18 protein-coding genes are annotated in these 20,400 nt (G+C 35.1%); 8 read left to right on the top strand and 10 right to left on the bottom strand.

The annotated features are described in order from the left end of the window. Window positions 1-5 precede the first annotated feature (5 nt). The 3 genes from CHSO_RS05230 to recG all read left to right on the top strand — a co-directional run bounded on the left by CHSO_RS05230 (window position 6) and on the right by recG (window position 4,317). Window positions 6-1,517 (top strand): peptide MFS transporter, encoded by a 1,512-nt coding sequence (locus tag CHSO_RS05230; protein WP_045493174.1) that lies wholly within the window; start codon window positions 6-8, stop codon window positions 1,515-1,517. 42 nt (window positions 1,518-1,559) lie between these two features. Then, on the top strand, window positions 1,560-2,093 hold the full coding sequence (locus CHSO_RS05225; protein WP_045493171.1) for a thioredoxin family protein: 534 nt from the start codon (window positions 1,560-1,562) through the stop codon (window positions 2,091-2,093). A 136-nt stretch (window positions 2,094-2,229) separates the two neighbouring features. Further along, complete coding sequence (recG, locus tag CHSO_RS05220; RefSeq protein WP_045493168.1) at window positions 2,230-4,317, top strand: ATP-dependent DNA helicase RecG; 2,088 nt, start codon at window positions 2,230-2,232, stop codon at window positions 4,315-4,317. Between the two features lie 595 nt (window positions 4,318-4,912). On the opposite strand, the gene CHSO_RS05215 is transcribed toward recG, so the two are convergent. The 4 genes from CHSO_RS05215 to dapA all read right to left on the bottom strand — a co-directional run bounded on the left by CHSO_RS05215 (window position 4,913) and on the right by dapA (window position 7,687). Continuing rightward, complete coding sequence (locus CHSO_RS05215; RefSeq protein WP_045493165.1) at window positions 4,913-5,359, bottom strand: response regulator; 447 nt, start codon at window positions 5,357-5,359, stop codon at window positions 4,913-4,915. After that, window positions 5,352-5,933 (bottom strand): helix-turn-helix domain-containing protein, encoded by a 582-nt coding sequence (locus tag CHSO_RS05210; RefSeq protein WP_045493162.1) that lies wholly within the window; start codon window positions 5,931-5,933, stop codon window positions 5,352-5,354. Before CHSO_RS05210 ends, CHSO_RS05215 begins: the two co-directional genes overlap by 8 nt. Window positions 5,934-6,231: 298 nt before the next feature. Further along, complete coding sequence (locus CHSO_RS05205) at window positions 6,232-6,732, bottom strand: GNAT family N-acetyltransferase (RefSeq protein ID WP_045493159.1); 501 nt, start codon at window positions 6,730-6,732, stop codon at window positions 6,232-6,234. Between the two features lie 82 nt (window positions 6,733-6,814). After that, window positions 6,815-7,687, bottom strand: coding sequence for a 4-hydroxy-tetrahydrodipicolinate synthase (gene dapA, locus CHSO_RS05200; RefSeq protein ID WP_045493156.1), 873 nt, complete (start codon window positions 7,685-7,687; stop codon window positions 6,815-6,817). A 194-nt stretch (window positions 7,688-7,881) separates the two neighbouring features. Between dapA and CHSO_RS05195 the strand changes: the two genes are divergently transcribed. From CHSO_RS05195 to recO, 4 genes are read left to right on the top strand one after another with little or no spacing between them, the layout of a single operon-like run. Then, complete coding sequence (locus CHSO_RS05195; RefSeq protein WP_045501939.1) at window positions 7,882-8,640, top strand: 5'-nucleotidase C-terminal domain-containing protein; 759 nt, start codon at window positions 7,882-7,884, stop codon at window positions 8,638-8,640. Continuing rightward, entirely contained in the window at window positions 8,640-9,590 is a 951-nt protein-coding gene (locus CHSO_RS05190) for a bifunctional metallophosphatase/5'-nucleotidase (RefSeq protein ID WP_045493153.1), read from the top strand. The genes CHSO_RS05195 and CHSO_RS05190 overlap by 1 nt, the downstream gene beginning before the upstream one ends. A 1-nt stretch (window position 9,591) precedes the next feature. Further along, window positions 9,592-11,847, top strand: a complete 2,256-nt coding sequence (locus CHSO_RS05185) for a T9SS type A sorting domain-containing protein (protein WP_045493150.1) — start codon at window positions 9,592-9,594, stop codon at window positions 11,845-11,847. Beyond that, entirely contained in the window at window positions 11,847-12,533 is a 687-nt protein-coding gene (gene recO / locus CHSO_RS05180; RefSeq protein WP_045493147.1) for a DNA repair protein RecO, read from the top strand. The genes CHSO_RS05185 and recO overlap by 1 nt, the downstream gene beginning before the upstream one ends. A gap of 103 nt (window positions 12,534-12,636) precedes the next feature. Here the strand turns inward: recO and CHSO_RS05175 are convergent, their stop codons facing one another. The 4 genes from CHSO_RS05175 to CHSO_RS05160 all read right to left on the bottom strand — a co-directional run bounded on the left by CHSO_RS05175 (window position 12,637) and on the right by CHSO_RS05160 (window position 17,362). Further along, the gene (locus CHSO_RS05175; protein ID WP_045493145.1) at window positions 12,637-15,312 is read right to left on the bottom strand and encodes an MGH1-like glycoside hydrolase domain-containing protein; all 2,676 of its coding nucleotides are present in this window, start codon (window positions 15,310-15,312) and stop codon (window positions 12,637-12,639) included. Between the two features lie 71 nt (window positions 15,313-15,383). Continuing rightward, window positions 15,384-16,193: a glucose 1-dehydrogenase gene (locus tag CHSO_RS05170; RefSeq protein WP_045493142.1), complete on the bottom strand. Its 810-nt coding sequence runs from the start codon at window positions 16,191-16,193 to the stop codon at window positions 15,384-15,386. Window positions 16,194-16,265: 72 nt separating this feature from the next. Beyond that, on the bottom strand, window positions 16,266-16,742 hold the full coding sequence (locus tag CHSO_RS05165) for a GNAT family N-acetyltransferase (protein ID WP_045493139.1): 477 nt from the start codon (window positions 16,740-16,742) through the stop codon (window positions 16,266-16,268). A gap of 2 nt (window positions 16,743-16,744) precedes the next feature. Then, entirely contained in the window at window positions 16,745-17,362 is a 618-nt protein-coding gene (locus CHSO_RS05160) for a DUF1684 domain-containing protein (protein WP_045493136.1), read from the bottom strand. 132 nt (window positions 17,363-17,494) lie between these two features. Here CHSO_RS05160 and CHSO_RS05155 point away from each other — a divergent pair, with 132 nt between their 5' ends. Then, entirely contained in the window at window positions 17,495-19,075 is a 1,581-nt protein-coding gene (locus CHSO_RS05155; protein ID WP_045501936.1) for a GMC family oxidoreductase N-terminal domain-containing protein, read from the top strand. On the opposite strand, the gene CHSO_RS05150 is transcribed toward CHSO_RS05155, so the two are convergent. Beyond that, complete coding sequence (locus tag CHSO_RS05150) at window positions 19,072-19,938, bottom strand: AadS family aminoglycoside 6-adenylyltransferase (RefSeq protein ID WP_045493122.1); 867 nt, start codon at window positions 19,936-19,938, stop codon at window positions 19,072-19,074. The genes CHSO_RS05155 and CHSO_RS05150 overlap by 4 nt on opposite strands. A 1-nt stretch (window position 19,939) precedes the next feature. Continuing rightward, window positions 19,940-20,341 (bottom strand): hypothetical protein, encoded by a 402-nt coding sequence (locus tag CHSO_RS05145; protein WP_045493119.1) that lies wholly within the window; start codon window positions 20,339-20,341, stop codon window positions 19,940-19,942. Window positions 20,342-20,400 lie beyond the last annotated feature (59 nt).

The raw sequence follows: 20,400 nt of genomic DNA, 5'->3' as shown, positions 1-20,400 counted from the left end.
TCATTATGAGCTTAACTTTAGATGAAATACAAAATTTCAAAGGAAAATACCCCAGACAAATCTGGAGTCTGTTTTTCTCTGAAATGTGGGAACGCTTCTGTTTCTACGGAATGCGCGGAATGCTGGTTTTCTTTATGATCTCACAGCTTAATTTCCACGAAAAAGAAGCCAACCTTCAATATGGCGCCACACAGGCTTTCGTATATGCCTTTACCTTTATAGGGGGACTTTTTGCCGATAAAATCTTAGGATTCAGAAAATCTCTGTTTTGGGGAGGACTTCTGATGATTCTCGGAAGTTTAATTCTGGCAACCGATCCACATAAATTCTTTTTCCTTGGAATTGCATTTACTGTAGTGGGGACAGGTTTCTTCAAGCCTAATATTTCATCCATGGTGGGCCAACTTTATAAGCCAAATGATTCAAGAGCAGATGCAGGTTTTTCTCTGTTCTATGCAGGAATTAACCTTGGTGCATTATTAGGTGGTTATTTATGTATTGCTATTGGTAAAGGTGAATTTTTAGGCAATATGATTGCTGAAGAAATGAGATGGCATATTGCGTTTGGGTTAGCTTCAGTAGTAATGGTTATCAGCTTAATCAACTTTGTATTTACACAAAGAAGATTGGGAACGATTGGCTTACAGCCAGGGCATCCATTAGCAGAAATCAAAAGCGCTCCTATCCCAAAATGGAAAGAGTATGGAGTGTATGCTCTGTCTTTACTATTCATCCCAATCATTATGACAATGGTTGCCAAAACAGAATATACAGATTATTTCATGTGGACTATCGGGCCATTGACCCTGATCTATTTATTCTATGAAATGTCTAAAGTAACAGCTGCTGAACGTAAGAAACTTTGGGCAGCCTTAGTATTCATTATCTTCTCGATTATATTCTGGGGGATTTATGAACAAAGTGGAGGTTCATTAAGTATTTTCGCTGCAAAAAACCTTAATAAAGATCTTTTCGGATTGGACCCGAATGGTGTGAATAACTCAGGAGGTGCGTTCTTCATCATTTTCCTTGCTCCATTAGTGGGTCTTCTTTGGATTTGGTTGAATAAGAGAAAGATTGAACCCAATACAATCATTAAATTCGGATTAGGATTTATTTTCTTAGGAGCAGGATATTACGTTTTATTTGCAACCCGATTATTTGCAGATCTTCAAGGAATTACTTCATTGAATTTCTTTACCCTGGCATTATTAATTATTACACTTGGGGAGCTATGCCTCTCCCCTATCGGATTATCTATCATGACGAAACTTTCCACGAAAAATCTTCAGGGAATGATGATGGGAATGTGGTTCCTTGCTTCAGCATACGGACAGTATGTTGCGGGAATCATAGGAGCAAGTCTTGCTACAGCTAAAGAGGGTTCTACCAATTATGATGAACTTATCACTTATACTGATGGATATAAACAATTGGGATTGTATGCGATAATTGCCGGAGTGGTATTAATTTTGATATCTCCGTTTGTGAAAAAATTAATGCAGGATGTAAAATAAAAAAATAAGTAATTATGCTTATTTTTACGTAAATATCAAATTATGAAGAAAATTTTAAGCATAGTTCTCTTATTATTATTAAATTTTAGTTTTGCACAGACTAAATGGATGACTATCGAAGAGGCTTTAAAAGCACAGAAAGAAAATCCTAAAAAGATTCTTATTGATTTTTATGCAGACTGGTGTGGCCCCTGCAAGATTATGGATAAAAAAACTTACGGACATCTGGTACTTTCGCAGATTTTAAATGATAATTTCTATCCTGTAAAATTTAATGCAGAGGAAAAAAAGAATATTGAAATTTTTGGAAGAACATTTTCCAATCCTAATACAGAACAGAAAAAAGGACGTAACTCACTACATGAATTCACTCAGTATATGAATGTAGGAGCTGTTCCAAGTACCGTATTTTTGGATGAACATGGTGATCCTATCACAATTCTTCAGGGAGAATTATCTGCCAAAGAGCTGGAACCTTATCTGGAACTGATCTCAAAAGATCTCTTTAAAAAGATCCGTACCCGAGAACAGTGGGAAGATTATCAGAAAAAGTTCAAATCTAAAATCAAAGAATAATCGCCATTAAATTTTCAAATTTTAATGGTTTATATAAACTAAGACTTTCAATTTTTTTTGGAAGTCTTTTTTATTTTACCGAAATTCGAACCTTTGTTTTTCATACAACATTCGATTCCCGAATCTCAGATAAGAAATGACTTTAGAAACTTCCATAGAATATGTAAAAGGAATAGGTCCGGAAAGAGCCAAACTCATTAAAAATGTGTTAGGATTATCCACTGTAGAAGACATGCTAAACTTCTATCCTATCCGCTATCTGGATAAAAGTAAGCTCTATAAAATCTCTCAGCTTCATGAAGAAACCAGTCAGGAAATTCAGTTTAAAGGAAGAATTACCCAGGTTCAGGAAATTCAGACCGGAAAAACCAAGAGATTAACGGCTAAATTCAATGATGATACGGGAAGTATGGATCTTGTATGGTTTCAGTATTCAAAATGGTTGAAAGAACAGCTTCCCACTAACCGTGAGGTTTATATTTTCGGAAAGATCAATGTATTTAACCGCCAATTTTCAATGCCACATCCTGAAATTGAGGCCGAGGAAAAAAAAGAAGGTGAAAGCCGCTTAAAACCCATTTATCCAAGTTCTGAAAAACTGACAAAAAGAGGGCTCAATCAGAGGTTCTTCCAAAATGCTTTAAGAAATATCTGCAGGGAAATCCCGAATCTTATTGAGGAAAATTTCCCGGAATATCTGATGAAAACCTTCAAGTTTATGTCACGCCAACACGCTTTCCTGAATGTACATTTTCCTAAAGATCAGGAACACTTTGATAAAGCAGATTTCAGACTAAAATTTGAAGAATCTTTCTTTTTTCAATTAGGATATGGTTTAAAAAAGCTTCATCATAAAGCACAGTCTTATGGTAATCCCTTCCCCATTATAGGCGATCATTTCAATGATTTTTATGAAAAACACCTTCCGTTTGAACTTACCGGTGCCCAAAAAAGGGTTTTAAAGGAAATCAGGATGGATATGAAAAGACCTATTCAGATGAACAGGCTTTTACAGGGTGATGTAGGTTCCGGAAAAACAATGGTTGCTTTATTAACCATGCTTATTGCCATGGATAATGGTTTTCAAAGCTGCCTGATGGCTCCTACTGAAATTCTTGCTCAGCAGCATTATAACGGAATAAAAGATTTATTGGAAAAAACGGGAATCAATGTCCGATTGCTGACTGGTTCCACCAAAATAAAGGAAAGAAGAGTTATTCACGAAGAGCTGGAAAATGGTACGCTTTCTATTCTTGTGGGGACTCATGCTGTTCTGGAAGATAAAGTTAAATTCAAAAACCTTGGGCTGTCTATTATTGATGAACAGCATAGATTTGGAGTGGCACAACGGGCAAAACTATGGGCTAAAAATAAGATCCCGCCTCATATTCTGGTGATGACCGCAACTCCTATTCCTAGAACATTGGCAATGAGCTTTTATTCTGATCTGGATGTTTCTGTAATTGATGAAATGCCTGTGGGAAGAAAACCAATTATCACAGCTCACAGACGGGAAAAAGATAGATTATATGTGTATAATTTCTGTAAAGATGAAATTAAAAAAGGAAGACAGGTGTATTTTGTTTATCCATTAATTGAAGAATCTGAAACGTTGGATTACAAAAATCTGATGGAAGGCTTGGAGCATGTCATGGATTTTTTCTCTGACTATAATGTGACCATGCTCCATGGGAAGATGAAACCGGACGAAAAGGATGCTGCTATGGCTTATTTCGCCTCAGGAAAGGCAGAGATAATGGTAGCTACTACCGTTATTGAAGTAGGAGTAAACGTTCCGAATGCTTCCGTAATGGTTATTGAAAGTTCTGAGAGGTTTGGCCTTTCACAGCTTCATCAGCTCAGAGGACGTGTAGGAAGAGGAGCTGAACAGAGTTATTGTATTCTGATGACTTCCGATAAATTATCGAAGGAAAGCAGAACCCGTATTAAAACAATGACCGAGACTAATGATGGGTTTAAAATTTCTGAGGTTGATATGCAGCTTCGTGGCCCTGGTGATATTTTAGGAACCCAGCAAAGTGGGGTGGTTGATTTTAAAAGGCTGGATCTGATCAAAGATTCTGCCATTATTAAGACTACCAAAAATACTATCGATAAGATCCTTGAAGCTGATCCTATGCTGACAAGACAAGACCATCTGATTATTAAAAATTACTATATAAAATACTATAAAGGAAAAAACAAATGGGGTAAAATTTCATAAAAAAACCGCAGAAAAATTTTCCTGCGGTCCCCTTATAAAACTGTTATTTAGAAGAAATTACTTTTTTGGTCTGCTTAAAAAAATTTATTTTAATAGCTTATACTTAATATTTTGTGATGTGGTGTGAAAATATCTATATATTATTTGAAGATAAGTCGTCACTATTAAAATAAATTATAAAAAACAAAATGAATTATTTTTCCAACTTGCTTATTATAAAAACTAACTGTGTCTAGCGGAGATAAGGGAATGAAACGAATAAAAAATATCTCCAACTATTTCGAGTTTTCATGATTGTACCGTTTTGTTTAAAGATCTTCTATGCTTTAAAATTGGAAATGAATATAACTCATTTTGTTTACATCGTGATTTATATATTTTTACTATAGAAACAATTACTCCTCATTCATCTGTATCTTTATGTATATAATCTAATTTGTGTCACTAAGTTTACATTTACAAATGTCTGAATAGTAAGGGTCTTCTTTTTTATATTATTTCAGTTATTAGTTATAAAATTTTCACTTTATTGTGAATATTACGTAATAAATAACATTCTATTCTTTTAAAATGGAAACCATAAACAAGCTACTAATCATACTTTTAGAATAAAATTATCTTTATTCAACCCTGAAGTATGATATTGCCAGTTTATTGTAATAACCTCTGTAAGTACTTTTTTTAAAGTTCCAAAATCGGAGGGTTTTCTCATAAAAATATTGTTTCCTTTTACAAAGGTTTCTTCAATTTCACTCTCAGAGATTTCTTCACTATAAATGACTGTCACTATATTGCTGAACTTTGGATTTGCTTTCAGTTCATCAATACATTCCATGCTGTCTCTTCCGGGAATAGTGTAATTAATAAAAATGATTTCAGGAACTACAGCATCATTATTATTGAGATACTCCATCAAATTTTTTCCATTGTTGAAACATTGAACTTTTATAGAGATCCTCAGCTCTTTAAATATACTTTTAAAAAAAATTAAAGTGTTTTCATCATTATCTGTTACAATTATGTTCAGAAATTCTTTATTCATACTGCATTTTAGGATTTATTACCATGCTTTGGGCTCTTCTTCTTTTTCCTATGATCTTTTGAAACTGTGAGGGGGTAATTCCTGTCGTATTTTTAAATTGCGTACTTAAATGCGCCACACTAGAATAATTCAGCTTATGAGCAATTTCGGTAAGACTTTGCTTATTTCTTATAATGAGAGCTTTTGCATACTCTATTTTCTGGAGAATAATAAAATTCTCTATGGAAGTATAAGCCACCTCTGAAAATAGATTGGAAAGATATCCATAGCTGTGATTCAGTTTTTCAGAAATATAAATGGATGCTTTTACAGGAATAATTTCTTCAGAAAAGACAAGTTCTACAATAGCATCTTTTATCTTCTGTACCAAAGCCGTTTTCTGGCTTTCTATGATCTCAATACCATAATCCCCAAGATTCTTCTTGAAAAGATTACGTTGCTCTTGTGTAAAGGGTTCATAGAACTCCACCTCACCGAAGTTCAGCAGGCGGTATTTCACCCCATGCTCCTTCAGTTTTTCGTCCAATACCTTTTTACAAAGGGCATTGAAATCAAATTTAACATACATTTTCATCCTAGTATAAGTAAGCCTATTTTTTTAGTAAATATAATAATTTATTTCAAGTAAATGTGAAATAGGGAATATTTTTTTAACTTAATATAAATACACAAAAAACTCCTGTATCCGAAAATACAGGAATTTAAACACTAAGGATGAAAAAAATATACTGATAAAAAGCTATGTCAGCTCAAAACCAAGCATATGAATGTATTATTAATAAGTGATTTGGTTCTGAAACAAAGATGATTCAAAAAAAGAAATCACCCGTTATAGAATTACGGGATAAAGTTACAGAATTTTAAGTCAATGGTCAGTGAATTAGGAATTCCATTAAAAAATCATCCATTACAAAACCGTTTCCTATATCGAAAATACCCTCGCTGTAAACCTTGTAACCTTGCGATTCATAAAAGTTTCTGGCCGCATTATTTTTATTCACATTAAGAATAATTCTTTTATTTCCGTTCTCAGAAACTTTCTCATTTAAAAATAAAAGCGCCCCTTTCCCAAATCCTTTTCCTTTACTTTCCGGAACCAGATAAATGCGGTGAAGTTTTGTAGTTTGATCTTCATAATTGTGCTCATATCCAATAAACCCTTCATAAGAATTACTACTTTCATCTTCAATCAGATAATAATGATAATTGGGATTCTGAAGTTGATTTTCAATTTCCACTTCTGAATACATTTCAGAGAGCATATACTCCATTTGTTCTTCTGAAAGGATCTCTGCATAAGCATTTTTCCACGATCTTCTTGCTAGGTTCTGAATCAGGGGAATATCCTTCGCTGTTGCTTGTATTAATTTCATATTTTATGGATTATGATTAAAAAAAGTGAAAAGCCAGAACTTTTCACTTTGTTGTATTGTATGATGTTTAGTGGACAGGTTATTAAATCCTATCCATTTCAGCTTTAATTTTAGCGTAAAGTCCTTCTGATGCCTGAACTAAAGGAAGTCTCAGATAATTCTTAATGATTCCTTTTTCAGCTAATACTACTTTAATACCACAAGGGTTACCTTCTGCAAAAATAAGGCGTGTAATATCAACCAGTTTATTGTGGATCTCATAAGCCTCTTTTACCTTTCCTTCAAAAGCCAATTGCACCATTGTAGAAAATTCTTTTGGATACCCCTGCCCGATTACAGAAATTACTCCACCACCTCCGGCTAAAGTTACAGGAAGTGTATATTCATCATCTCCAGAAACTAAAGAGAATCCTTCCGGTTTCTTTCTAAGGATATCAAAATACTGTAAAATATTTGGAGACGCCTCTTTAATCATGAATAAATTCGGGAATTCTTTTGCAAGACGAAGTGTAGTATCTGCATCAACATTCTGCCCAGTTCTAGACGGAACATTATAAATGATGATATTTTTCCCTGTAGAAGCTAAAGCTTTATAATGTTGGTATAGACCTTCCTGATTAGGTTTATTATAATATGGAGATACAGAAAGTACTGCTTCAAATGCAGAAAGGTCTGCTTCTTCAATCTGTTTCTTGACTTCAAGAGTATTGTTCCCGCCAATTCCTAAAACCAAAGGAAGACGTTTATTATTTACCTTAATGATATGTTCAATTACCTGTTTCTTCTCATCATCAGAAAGCGTTGCAGCCTCAGCTGTAGTTCCTAATACTACCAAATAATTGGTTCCGTTATCAATGTTATAATCAATCAGTTTTGTTAAACTGTCGAAGTCAACGGATAAATCTTCATTAAAGGGTGTTACCAATGCAACACCTACTCCTTTTAAAATGCTCATCTGTTCGAATTATTTTTGCCAAATTTAATCATTTACAATAAGAATTTGTAATAAATAATAATGTTTTATTATACATATAGTTATATTTGCATATACTAAAAGATATTATGAAATCGCTATAACAGAAATTGTTTATAAAAACACCGAAATAACTAGCAATGGCATATGACCTTTATAAAAATAATTTACAGCATATGAAAAATAAATTCTTGTTACTAGGAATTGCTCTGGCATCTCTTACCGCATGCAAAACGGCTTCTACGCCACAGCTTGCGAATGTAAAGGCCCAGAAAAATATTTCTATTAATAATGAGCTAAAGAATGATGAGGAGTTTGTAAAATTTATTGAACCTTATAAGCAGAAATTGGATAAAGAGATGAATCAAAAAATCTCACACACCAATACAGACCTTACTAAGCAAGGGGACAACAGCAATTTGGGAAATCTTTTAGCAGACTATACCCTTGAAGGCGGTAATGAATGGACAAAAGCCCACCTTAAACAAAATGTAGATGCCGCATTAATCAATATCGGAGGAATCCGTACTACAATTGGACAAGGTGACATCATGCTGAAAAATATTTTTGAGGTAATGCCTTTCGAAAATGAACTCATCATTGTAAAAATGAAAGGTGCAGATTTACCGGGACTTTTTGAATATTATGCCAAAACACAGGTTAATAATCCGGTCTCTCAATTATATATTGAAACAAAAAACGGACAATTAACCCAATCATTAATTAACGGAAAAGAAGTAGATCCTAACAAGGACTACTATATTGCTACTTCAGACTATCTGGCTTTAGGAGGTGATAATATGAAGTTCTTTTCTAAAGGCGAAGCAATTCCTACAGGAGTCAAACTTAGAGATTTATACATTGATTATTTCAAGAGAAATCCTGAAATTGTTTCTCCTACAGATGTTCGTTTAAATTTTATCGGTAAAAAGTAATGGATAGAAAAAGTTTTTTAAAGGCAATAAGTGGTGGATCTTTGGCAATGGCTTTAGCTCCCAATATGATGATGGCGGAAGAATTAAAAATTCCCAACTTAAAATCCGCGAATAAACTAACCATTCTTCATACTAACGATCAACATAGCAGAATAGAACCTTTCGATGCAAGCTATACAAAGAATCCTAATCAGGGAGGCTTTGCAAGAAGGGCCAGCTTAATTCAGCAAATCAGAAATCAGGAAAGCAATGTACTTCTTCTTGATTCCGGTGATATTTTTCAGGGAACCCCTTATTTTAACTTTTTTGGTGGCGAACTGGAATTCAAATTAATGTCTATGATGAAGTATGATGCTTCTACCATGGGAAATCATGATTTTGATAACGGACTTGAAGGATTTTTAAAAGTTCTTCCGAATGCGAAGTTCCCCTTCATCTGTTCCAATTATGATTTTAAAAATACCATTCTGGATGGTAAAACATCTCCTTATAAGATCTTCAACAAAAACGGAATCAAAGTTGGAATTTTTGGCGTAGGAATCCAGTTAGATGGTCTAGTAGGTAAAAAGCAATATGCAGAAACCATATATTCTAATCCCATTGATGTAGCTCAGCATTATTCCACCTTCTTGAAAAAAGACCAGAAATGTGACCTTGTCATTTGCCTTTCACATATTGGATACGATTACAAGGATGAACCGAATAAAGTAAGTGATAAAATTTTAGCCGCCAGCACGGAAAATATAGATATTATCCTTGGTGGACACACCCATACATTCTTACCGGAACCCCAGACATTCACCAATAGACAGGGCAAAAACGTTCTTGTAAACCAAGTGGGATGGGCTGGACTTCTTTTAGGTAGGATAGATTTTTATTTTGATACAAACAAAAACATACAACATATTTCCTGGAACAATCAGGTAATAGACAGCAGCATAATAGCATAACATGAAAAAACTCTCTCTAATTTCTCTTGGTATTTTAGCCTCCCTGCAGTTTACAAAAGCTCAGGTCATTTCATCAAAAAAATGGGCAGATCTCTTTTCCTATAATAATGTCTTGGCCATGAAGGAAGACAATGGAAGAATAGTAGCTGCCACAGAAAACGGGATATTCTATTATACTATATCAACAGGAGAAATTACAAAGTTGTCTAAAGCAAATGGTCTTCATAATATAGGCATAACAGCTTTCGATTATGATCCCAAAAGCAAAACAGGAGTTATTGGTTATGAAAACGGAGCCATAGATGTGTTTACTCCCAATGAGGTTAAATACATTGTTGATATTCCTATCGCTACTGGGTATAATGGAAATAAGAAAATCAATCATATCTCTATCACAGGAGATAGAGCTACAATTTCCGTAGGTTATGGAGTATCTATTTTTAATATAAAAAAGAAAGAATTCATTGATTCTGTATTTTTCCTGAATGGAGGAACATTTGAGGCAAGTAACGAAGCAACCATATTCGGCAATAAGGTATACTCTGTTACTAATTCAGGTTTGAAGAGCCATGAAATAAATAATACTTTCCCGGCATATTCTACATGGGTTACTGAAATTCCTGGAACTTTCAAACATATTGATTCCGAATCGGAATTAGCCTTTTCTTCTGCTACCGCTGCATTCATCTATAATAACGGAGCTCCTATTCAGTTGCCTATTAACCTTGGAAATATTCAGGATGTTGTTGTAACGGAAAATAATATTGTAGTTACAGACAGCAGAGTATATACTTTTGGCCTTAATGGAACCAATTCGAATGCTACAGATTTCGGAGAACAGTGTAATACCGCTACGATGGCCGGCGGAAAATTATTTGGCGGAACTGTATTATCAGGAATAAAGGATGAAAGCAATCATACTTATAGACCTTCAGGCCCAGAATTTAATTTTGCATATAAAATAAGCATACACGATAACAATCAGTTATTGGTTTCCACCGGAGCAAGAGTTGGAAGATATAATACCCCAGTAAATAACCCTAAAAGACCTGGCTTTTACTATTTTAATGGAACAGAATGGATTTATCCTTCTTACTTTAAAACTTTCACCGGACCTATCAATGTATTAGATGCTATCCTGAATCCTCTTGATAATAGTGAAGCTCTCTTTGCAAACTATACATTAAGTGCTCAGGGAATCTATAAACTGAAATATAATGCGTCAAATAAAGACTTTGATTTTGTAAAATACTACCCAGTACAAGCTACTGGTGGAGATAGACGAGCAGTAGGCCTTACAACTGACACTCAAAACAATATTTTCGCTGTATTTTCATATAATAACGCGGGTCCCGCAGTGGCTGTCTATGACAAGGCTAAAGATGACTTCAATCTAAAAATATCTAATTTTAAAAGTGCATCCGTACAAAAGCCTATCATTTATGAAAATATGTTATGGATACCTTTATCAAGATCAAATGCTTTCTGGGTGTATGATTATAAAGATCCACTTAACTTTTCTGATGATACCGATTATATATTAGATGAAAAAAACGGGTTTCCATCTACTGCCTCCGGGACATTATCTGTAGCGGCGGACAAATCCGGTGATGTATGGATTAGTACAGACAAAGGGGTAAGAGTTTTATCTAATGCCGCTGCTGCAATAAAAGCTCCTGAACCTAAAGTTAATCCTATAATTATAGAACAAAACGGGCTTGGTGAAGAGCTTTTCAGAGATTCCAGCATTCTTCAGATAGAAACAGACGGAGGAAATTATAAATGGGTTTCTGTAGACGGAGGCGGTGTATATTACCTTTCTGCAGATGGTCAAAGGACCATCAAACATTTTACCATGGAAAACTCTCCTCTTCCTACCAATACTGTTACTGACATAAAAGTAGACAGAAAAACAGGAAAAGTATATTTTGTAACCTATAACGGTATTGTAACTTATCAGGGAGATGTAACAGATGTAACATCCAACTTTGGGGAAGTAATGGTGTATCCTAATCCAGTGGTTTATTCTAATTTCAAAGGGAAAGTTACCATTAAGGGATTAGCAGAAAAAACCAACATAAGAATCGTTGATGCTGCAGGAAATGTTGTACATTCTTCGATAGCACGAGGAGGAACTTATGAATGGGATCTTAACAACCAACGAGGAACCAGAGTGGCATCGGGAATTTACTTTGTACTCATGACCAATGAAGATGGCTCTGATAAAGCGACAGCCAAAATAGGCGTAGTCAATTAATGAATACACAAAACGGTTTTTTACTTTCATTCATCAAATACGGGGAAAATGATGCTGTGTTACATTGTTTTACTGAGGAGGATGGTTTTCAGTCTTATTTTCTGAAAGGAATTTATTCCCGAAAAAATAAAAAGAAAGCCTTCCTGCAACCCTTGAATAAGCTGAACTTCTCCATTAGTCCTGTAAGAGGCAATGGAATACCCACCATCTCAAAATTTGAGCTAATAAAAGGAAATGATGCTTATTCCGATATCAAGGCAGGTACTGTCATATTCTTTATTTCAGACTTCCTTAATCAGGTTCTCAAACTAGAAAATAAAAACCTTACTATATTCTTCAGTATTGAAAGATTTATTGCTGAGCTGGAACAACAAAATTATCAGTGTCATTTATTGTTTCTGTTTGTTATACTAAAAGTACAGGGAGTTGCTCCTTTAATAGGTGAAGGAAACTTTTTAGATCCGGAAACCGGAACTTTTTCTACAGTTCCCTCGCATCAGCTATTCAGTGAAGAAATTTCTATGATTTGGAAAAACATTCTCACTGCTGAAAATCTTTATAGTGTAAAAATACATTCTTCTCTAAGAAAAGATTTCCTGGACAGTCTGCTTGTTTATTATCATTATCATATTACAGATTTTAAAACTCCTGCATCGCTGGAAGTGATCCAGCAAATTTTTGAATAATAAAAACGAAGAAAGCCTGGTAAAGCATAAAAAGTAGATACAGTATTCTTATTGATGATATTTTACTTTTTACAACCTCAGCTATATCAGCATTCTTCGTTATCTAATTTTCTTTACTTTTTATTTTCTCAGCATCTTCCGGCATTTTTGTCTCAGATTCTACCATTTCTTTCTTGGAAAATCTTGGTTGGAGTATTTTTGCAATAAGCCCTGTCCAGCCTGTTTGATGGGAGGCTCCTACTCCACGCCCATTATCTCCATGAAAATATTCGTAGAATAAAATATAATCTTTAAAATCAGGATCAGTTTGAAATCTTTCATATTGTCCATTTACAGGGCGTTTTCCGCTATCATCTTTTAAAAATATCTTTGCCAGTCGTTTATTTAAAGAATTTGCTATCTGATCCAGATTGGAATAGCTTCCGCTTCCAGTAGGATATTCAATTAAAAAGTCAGGACTGTAATAGAAGAAAAAACGTTGGAGGCTATCAATAATCAAAAAATTGATAGGAAACCAAATTGGTCCTCTCCAGTTGCTGTTTCCTCCAAATAATCCGCTGTCACTTTCTGCGGGAGCATATTTCACAGAATAATTAGTTTCATTGATACTCAGGGTATAAGGATTTTGTTCATATTCCTTAGAAAGAGCCCTTATTCCATACTCGCTTAGGAATTCAGCAGGATTCAGCATTTTTGCCAACAATCTTTTTAATCTATGCCCTCGAAGTAGAGACAAAAGATGTTTAGAATCCTGTCCTTTCACCTCCCACCTTGAAACCAAAGCTGCTAATTCTGGTTTATTTTCTAATACCCATTTCATTCTTTTCTTGAAATTAGGTAGGTTTTCAATCATTTCATCATCTATTACCTCAACGGCAAACATGGGAATTAACCCTACAATGGTTTTTAGTCTTAAATACATATGAGTTCCGTCACTGGAGCTAATAGCATCATAGAAAAACTCATCCTCTTCATCCCAAAGACTGAAATTTTCATCTCCCATATTGTCTAATGAATTGGCAATGGCCAGAAAATGTTCAAAAAACTTCATCGCCATTTCTTCATATACATTATTATACAATGCAAGTTCCAAGGCAATACGCATCATATTTAAAGCAAACATAGCCATCCAGCTCGTTCCATCTGATTGTTCCAGCTGCTCTCCATTAGGAAGGACTGAATTTCGATCAAAAACTCCAATATTATCAAGACCTAAAAAGCCCCCTTCAAAAATGTTATTGCCATTGATATCTTTTTTATTTACCCACCAGGTAAAGTTCATCAGTAACTTCTGAAAAGCACTTTCTAAAAATTCCAGGTCGGGTTTTTCTCTTAAATATTCATCAATCTTAAAAACTCTGAACACTGCCCAGGCATGTATTGGAGGGTTTACATCACTTAAGTTCCATTCATAGGCAGGGAGTTGTCCGTTAGGATGCATGTACCATTCAAATAAGAAGAGTTTCAGTTGATGTTTAGCAAAATCCGGATCAATTAATGAAAAGCTGATGGTATGAAAAGCCAGATCCCAGGTGGCATACCAAGGATATTCCCATTTATCGGGCATAGAGATAATATGTTCATTATTGAGATGTTTCCATTCATAATTTCTTATTCTTTCTCTGGATTTTGGGGGCGGCATCTCTGTAGGATCGCCTTTCAGCCACTTCTCAACATTGTAATGGTAAAACATTTTGTTCCAAAGCATACCGGCAAATGCCTGTCTTTGTACTAGTTTTTCATCCTCCGACTGAATTCCTTTCTGAATCTCGGCATAAAATTCATCTGCTTCCTTATGCCGTGTTTCAAAAGTAGCTTCAAAATCACTGAACGGGTCTTTTAGTTCCTTATCAGAAATTCTAAACTCATATACTTTGGATTCTTTAGCTTTAAAATATTCATCAATAAAAAACGATGCTTTTGTACCGGTATTTTTAGGATTAACTGCTTGAGAATTTCCTGTCAGCACAAAATCATTAATTCCATCCTTGCAGTATCTTGACGCATTGGAAGACTGATACAGTCTTTGATTGTTGGTCTCGTTATCACAGAATAGTATTTTTGAAGATTGTTTTGCATAGAAATTCTTTACTTCAAGATCCTGATGGTTTATTCTGATATGATTTGCTTCTTCCGCAGACAATTGGGGCTTGTAATCATTATATCCCCAGTTCCAGGTATTCCTAAACCAGACTGTTGGTAAAATTATAAGGGCTGTATCTGTTTCAGCTTTATTAATTATCGTTAGTCTGATAAGAATATCATTCTGGTCCTCTTTGGCATATTCAATAAAAATATCGAAGTATTCATTATCTTCAAAAATTCCGGTATCAATTAATTCGTACTCAGGGTCATCTTTGCTTTTTTCTGCATTGGTTTTTATCAGATCATCATAAGGAAAAGCCTTTTGAGGATATTTATATAACATCTTCATATAAGAATGGGTAGGTGTCGAATCCAGATAATAAAAATACTCCTTCACATCCTCACCGTGATTTCCTTGTCCATTGGTAAGGCCAAAGAATCTTTCCTTTACCATTTTATCCTTCTTGTTCCAGAAGCCAACAGAGAATACAAGTTTTTGGAGATCATCACATATTCCACAGATACCTTCCTCACCCCAACGGTAAGTTTTGGCTTCTGCGGTGTTGTGGCTGGTATAATTCCAGGCGTCTCCATTTTCGCTATAATCTTCCCGAACAAGTCCCCATTCACGGTTACTTACATAAGGTCCCCATTTTTTCCATGAAATATCTGAAACTCTCTGTTTTTCTGACATAAGCGTTAATTATGAGTAATAAGTAATGTATAATATTCAAAATTTACAACAATAACTTTGAACCAGAAACTCTACCCTCCTGTAGAGAAACTCTCAAACGTAGTCATCCCACCATCCACGAAAATACTGGTACCGGTAATGTAATCCGCAAGGTCACTGGCCAGAAATGCTGCCAGGTTTCCTATATCCTCTGGTTGTCCAATTCTGTTATAAGGAATAAGTGTGAGAAGTGAATTAAGGGCTTCCGGTGTACTCCATGCGTTTTTATTGATGGGTGTTTGAATAGCTCCCGGACAAATAGAATTAACACGGATCTTATCAGCACCATATTCCTGAGCTAATGTCTGCATCAGCATTCTGATAGCACCTTTACTGGAGGCATAATTAGCATGTCCGGTCCATGGGATAATTTCATGTACGGAACTGATATGAATAATCTTTCCACAAGCTATGGAGCGGGACAGATCTATTCCACGGCGAAGGAATTCTTTGATAGCTTCCCTTGCGCAAAGAAACTGCCCAGTAAGATTAACACCTATTACGGCATTCCACTGATCTAAAGTCATTTCAGTGAATTTTGCATCTTTTTGAATTCCGGCATTGTTAATCAGGATATCTACAGTACCAAATTCAGAAACTACATCCCGGAACATCTTTACCACCTGATCTTCCTGCGAAACATCACATTGATAAGTAATTCCTTTTCCTCCGACATCCGTAATTTCTTTCAGTACTGATTTTGCTTCATCCTGAGATCTTGGTGAAGAATGGTTGATAATAACAATTGCGCCTGCTGATGCTAATGATTTTGCTACACCGGAACCAATACCGCTAGAGGCTCCCGTAACCACTGCTACCTGATTGTGAAGTGATATTTCCATATTTGTAAATTGATGTTACTCAAAGTTATGGAAAGAAATCAGCAGTAAAGGGATTATAATTTTAAAATTTTATTAAAGTTTTTTATACATCAGGTATTGCAGGCCGCTCCTTCCTACTCTTGTTTTGCCATCATAGATATATCCTGCCTTCAAGTAAATATGATAAGCCGAATTATTTTTCTGATTCACTGCCAAAACAATTTCATCACAATGTTTAAAATTTTCTTTTACAAAATCATCAACCAGTATCATGGCTACTTTCCCGATTCCCCTACCCTGCTTTTCAGGGTTTACAGATAAAGATCTTACCAGAGCAGAGTTTTGATTATCCGTAAACTCGAATTTATCTTTTCCAAAATCAAGGACAAAAAATCCTGCCGGAACATTATTTTCCAAGATGGTAATGGGAAATGCATTATTATCATCCCTTTTCTCAATATTTTGTAAGGCCTGACTGGCAGAAGCGGTAAAACGCAACTGATTTTCGTCTAAACTATAACTAACTCCTGAAAGATGCTCCTCTGGGTTAAAAAAATCTAATCTAATCATAACTAATGATGGTAAATATCTTCGTACATTACCCCTGCACGTATTTCCACAGGAAGTTTATTTTCTTCAGGAACAATCGGGCAATTATAATCGTAGGCATTATAAGCACAAAATGGATGATAAGACTGATTAAAATCCAGAATTATGGTATTCCCCTTCGGAATCTTCAAATCCATATATTTTCCGCCACCATAGGTTTCTTTTTCATTGGTAGCATCACGGAATGGCAGAAAAAGGTAATCTTTATATTTATCCTGTTTAATCAAGTCAAGGCTTTGGTATAAAGTCAATGTATAAGGCTTTCCATCCAGTTCAAATGTTGCTTTCCCATATTCTTTATAAGACTTTGTTTTACCTGAGGACGTTGGCAGTTCAAAAGGCTGTGCATCTTCGGTTTTAACCAACTTTGCATTCACCCGGTATTTTATATCAAAAGGAAAAAACGGGTGCCCTTTAAAATTTTTAAAATTATCTCCCCGTAATGGAGTTTGTTTAGGGTCCAGATATTCTGCATCAAGATTTTTCTGAAATTTTTTAATTTCCATTACCTCTTTTGAAACCATCTTTTGAGAAAAGGTAAATAAAGGAAGAAGTAAAAATATCAATATATATCTTTTCATAAACTTTAAATTATAAGTAAAATTATGAATTTTCCAGTGTATGAAAAGTTAAAAATGTACTAAAAAGGTATAATCTGTTTTAAATAAAATAAGTTTTCTTTAATCTAGCATACTTTTTGAGCAGCAATGCCCATGGACAGAAAGAAATTCATCAAAACAGGTATACTGGCTATCTCAGGTTTTTATTTTCTGCAATCGGATCTTTTTCAGGCAGCTGAACGAAGAAACAATAAGATAGTAGAAACTATAAATGCACCAATTATTATCATTGGAAGTGGATACGGAGGTGCTGTTTCAGCTTTGCGTCTGTGTGAATCAGGAAAAAAAGTTGTTCTGCTGGAAATGGGCCTTAACTGGGAAAAAGCAGGTATTCCTTACTCCAACCTTCTGAAACCCGGAAAAAGTTCTGCATGGCTGAAAAAGAAAAGTATTGCTCCCTTCATGAATTTATTTTCTCTCACTCCTTTTACCGGAACATTGGATCGTCTGGATTTTGAACATCTTAAAATTTGGGTGGGAAGAGGTGTTGGCGGAGGTTCGCTGGTTAATGGAGGAATGGCAGTAACTCCAAAAGAAAGCTACTTCAAAGAAGTTTTCCCCAATCTTGATGCTGATAAGTTCTATACTCATTACTTTCCTCTGGTTCGGGAAGAGCTCAAAGTCAATGTTATTGATGAGCAGTTTCTAAAAGAATGTCCTTATTATAAATTCACAAGAGTAGGTGAAGCAGAAGCTCATAAAGCAGGTTTTAAAACCATGCGTGTTCCCAATGTATATGATTTTAAATACATGGAAAAGGAATATTTAAATGAGGTTCCCCGTTCTGCCCTTAATACAGAAGTGATTTACGGAAATAATCATGGTAAAAACAGCTTGGATAAAACTTATCTGAAAAAAGCTATGGAAACCGGAAATCTTGAAGTACTGGATCTTCATTGTGTAGATCATATCAAACTCAATGATGATAAAAGCTACACCCTCAATGTTCAGCAAATTGACACCTCTGGAAAAGTAGTTACAGGCAAAGTTTTTAATTGTAAAAAACTGATTCTCTCTGCGGGAACTATGGGAACATTACAACTGTTGTTACATTCCCATGCTGTGAATAATCTTCCTGTTCCTGAAAAAATTGGTAAGAACTGGGGAAACAACGGTAACTTTATGACTGGAAGAAACTGGGTAAAACCGTTATCCGGCGGAACAGGTTCTAAACAGTCAACCATTCCGGTGGGCGGAATTGATAACTGGGATGATAAAGAGCATCCGTTCTTCACAGAAATTGCCCCTTTACCAATGGGAATGGATGTTGCTACAGCTTTATACCTGCTCATCAACAGAGTGGATAAAAAAGGAGAAGTAAGTTATGATGCGATCAATAAAAAAATTACTTTAAACTGGGGTGAAAGCAACACGACGAAAATGAGGGAGAATGCCAAGTATTTTATCCGAAAAATGAATAATGCGAATGGTGGAACCAGAAGTCACTTCCTGTTCAAGAATGGTTTTGGAGCAGATATCTGCTATCATCCATTGGGCGGATGTGTATTAGGTGAAGCTACCAATGAGTTTGGAAAGCTAAAAGAACATGAGAACCTCTATGTATTGGATGGGTCTTTAATCCCCGGAACCATTGGGGTGAATCCGTTTGTAACCATTACAGCGATTGCTGAATATTGTATTGAAAATCTAATTCGTCAGAATGAGTTTGCTTAAGGCAGCACTTTTACTTCTGCAAGATAATTCCGGATATCTTTTTCATGCTTAAAAGGGTATTCAAAATTCAGTTTTTCTGATAAAGCAACTCCCAATTCATGAACAAGATCAGCAAATGCAAATAAAGCGGCCCAGTTTTCCTCAATATTACTTCCTGAAAAAGTAGCTTCTACTCTGCTCCATAGTTCTGCAGAAAGATATTTTTTGAAAAGTCTTCCGTGTTTGTTCGTGGTTATATTCTTCCAGTTATCAGAACCTGCAATATGCCATTCGATTAAAGGAACCAGATAATCTGATCTCAATATATTTTCAGACATGAATTTAGCATAGAAAATATCACCCCGTTTAAGGCATTTTGCTACATAAGTGGTATCCCACCAAAAATCATTCAGCAACTGTTTGAACTCTTTTTCTGTTGGCTGATGAATCATAATGGTTTGATAAGTTGGAGCCTTCAAATTCTTTGTAAGTCCATCTTTATCTACTAAAACCTTATATCCAAGATCCCAATCTTCCGGAAGTGTTTCTTCTTTCACTTCTTCAGAAAATTCTGATACCTGATACAATTTAAAATCAACCTTTATATGATCTCTGTACAAAACCATTTTCATGGCATGTTTTCCATCAAAAGCAGTATCATTTTCTTCCACCATAGAAATTGGTTCTCCGAAAAGCTTAATCCATTCATTATGGTCTTCATAAGACTTTCTACTCTCAAAAACCAGTTCTATATCAAGATCACTAAAGTCATCTACAGGAGCATAGGGATTTACCAATGAACTGGTTAAAAGAACAGTACGGATATCCGGATTATTTTCTGCCCAGTGAATAATTTGTTGCAACTTTTCGTCCCTTACCTTCATGCTAATAAGATTCTGATATTTTCACACGATAAACATCTGAGGAATTCCTTTTAATAGATTCTACAAAGAAACCTCCCTCTTCAGGAATAACTTCTTTAAGATCGAAACTTTTACAGTCTTTCGGCAGCCCTGAAAATATAAGTGTAAACCAAAAATCCTGCATGAATGGAACAGGCGTCCAATAAGGAGAAATTGAAATATTCTCTGCATGAATCATCTTACTTCTATGCTCAGACTGGTTATCAAAAAGATAGGTTGAATGCCAGATCCTGATTAAGTTCCCTAGAAATGGGGATGCAGGAAAGCAACAGTGTACAATTACCTGTTTCTCTTCTTCTATCTTTGTTTGAAGAGACTCCAGGAGTTCTTTTGCAATAACCGGCTTTATAACTATTTCTTCCACCTTTTAAAAGTAATAAGTGATGAGCAATGAATAATGCTTTTGGATTGCTTGTTATTCAT

The organism is Chryseobacterium sp. StRB126, from assembly GCF_000829375.1.
Taxonomy (GTDB): domain Bacteria; phylum Bacteroidota; class Bacteroidia; order Flavobacteriales; family Weeksellaceae; genus Chryseobacterium.
This window is presented reverse-complemented; position numbering and strand designations above follow the sequence as displayed.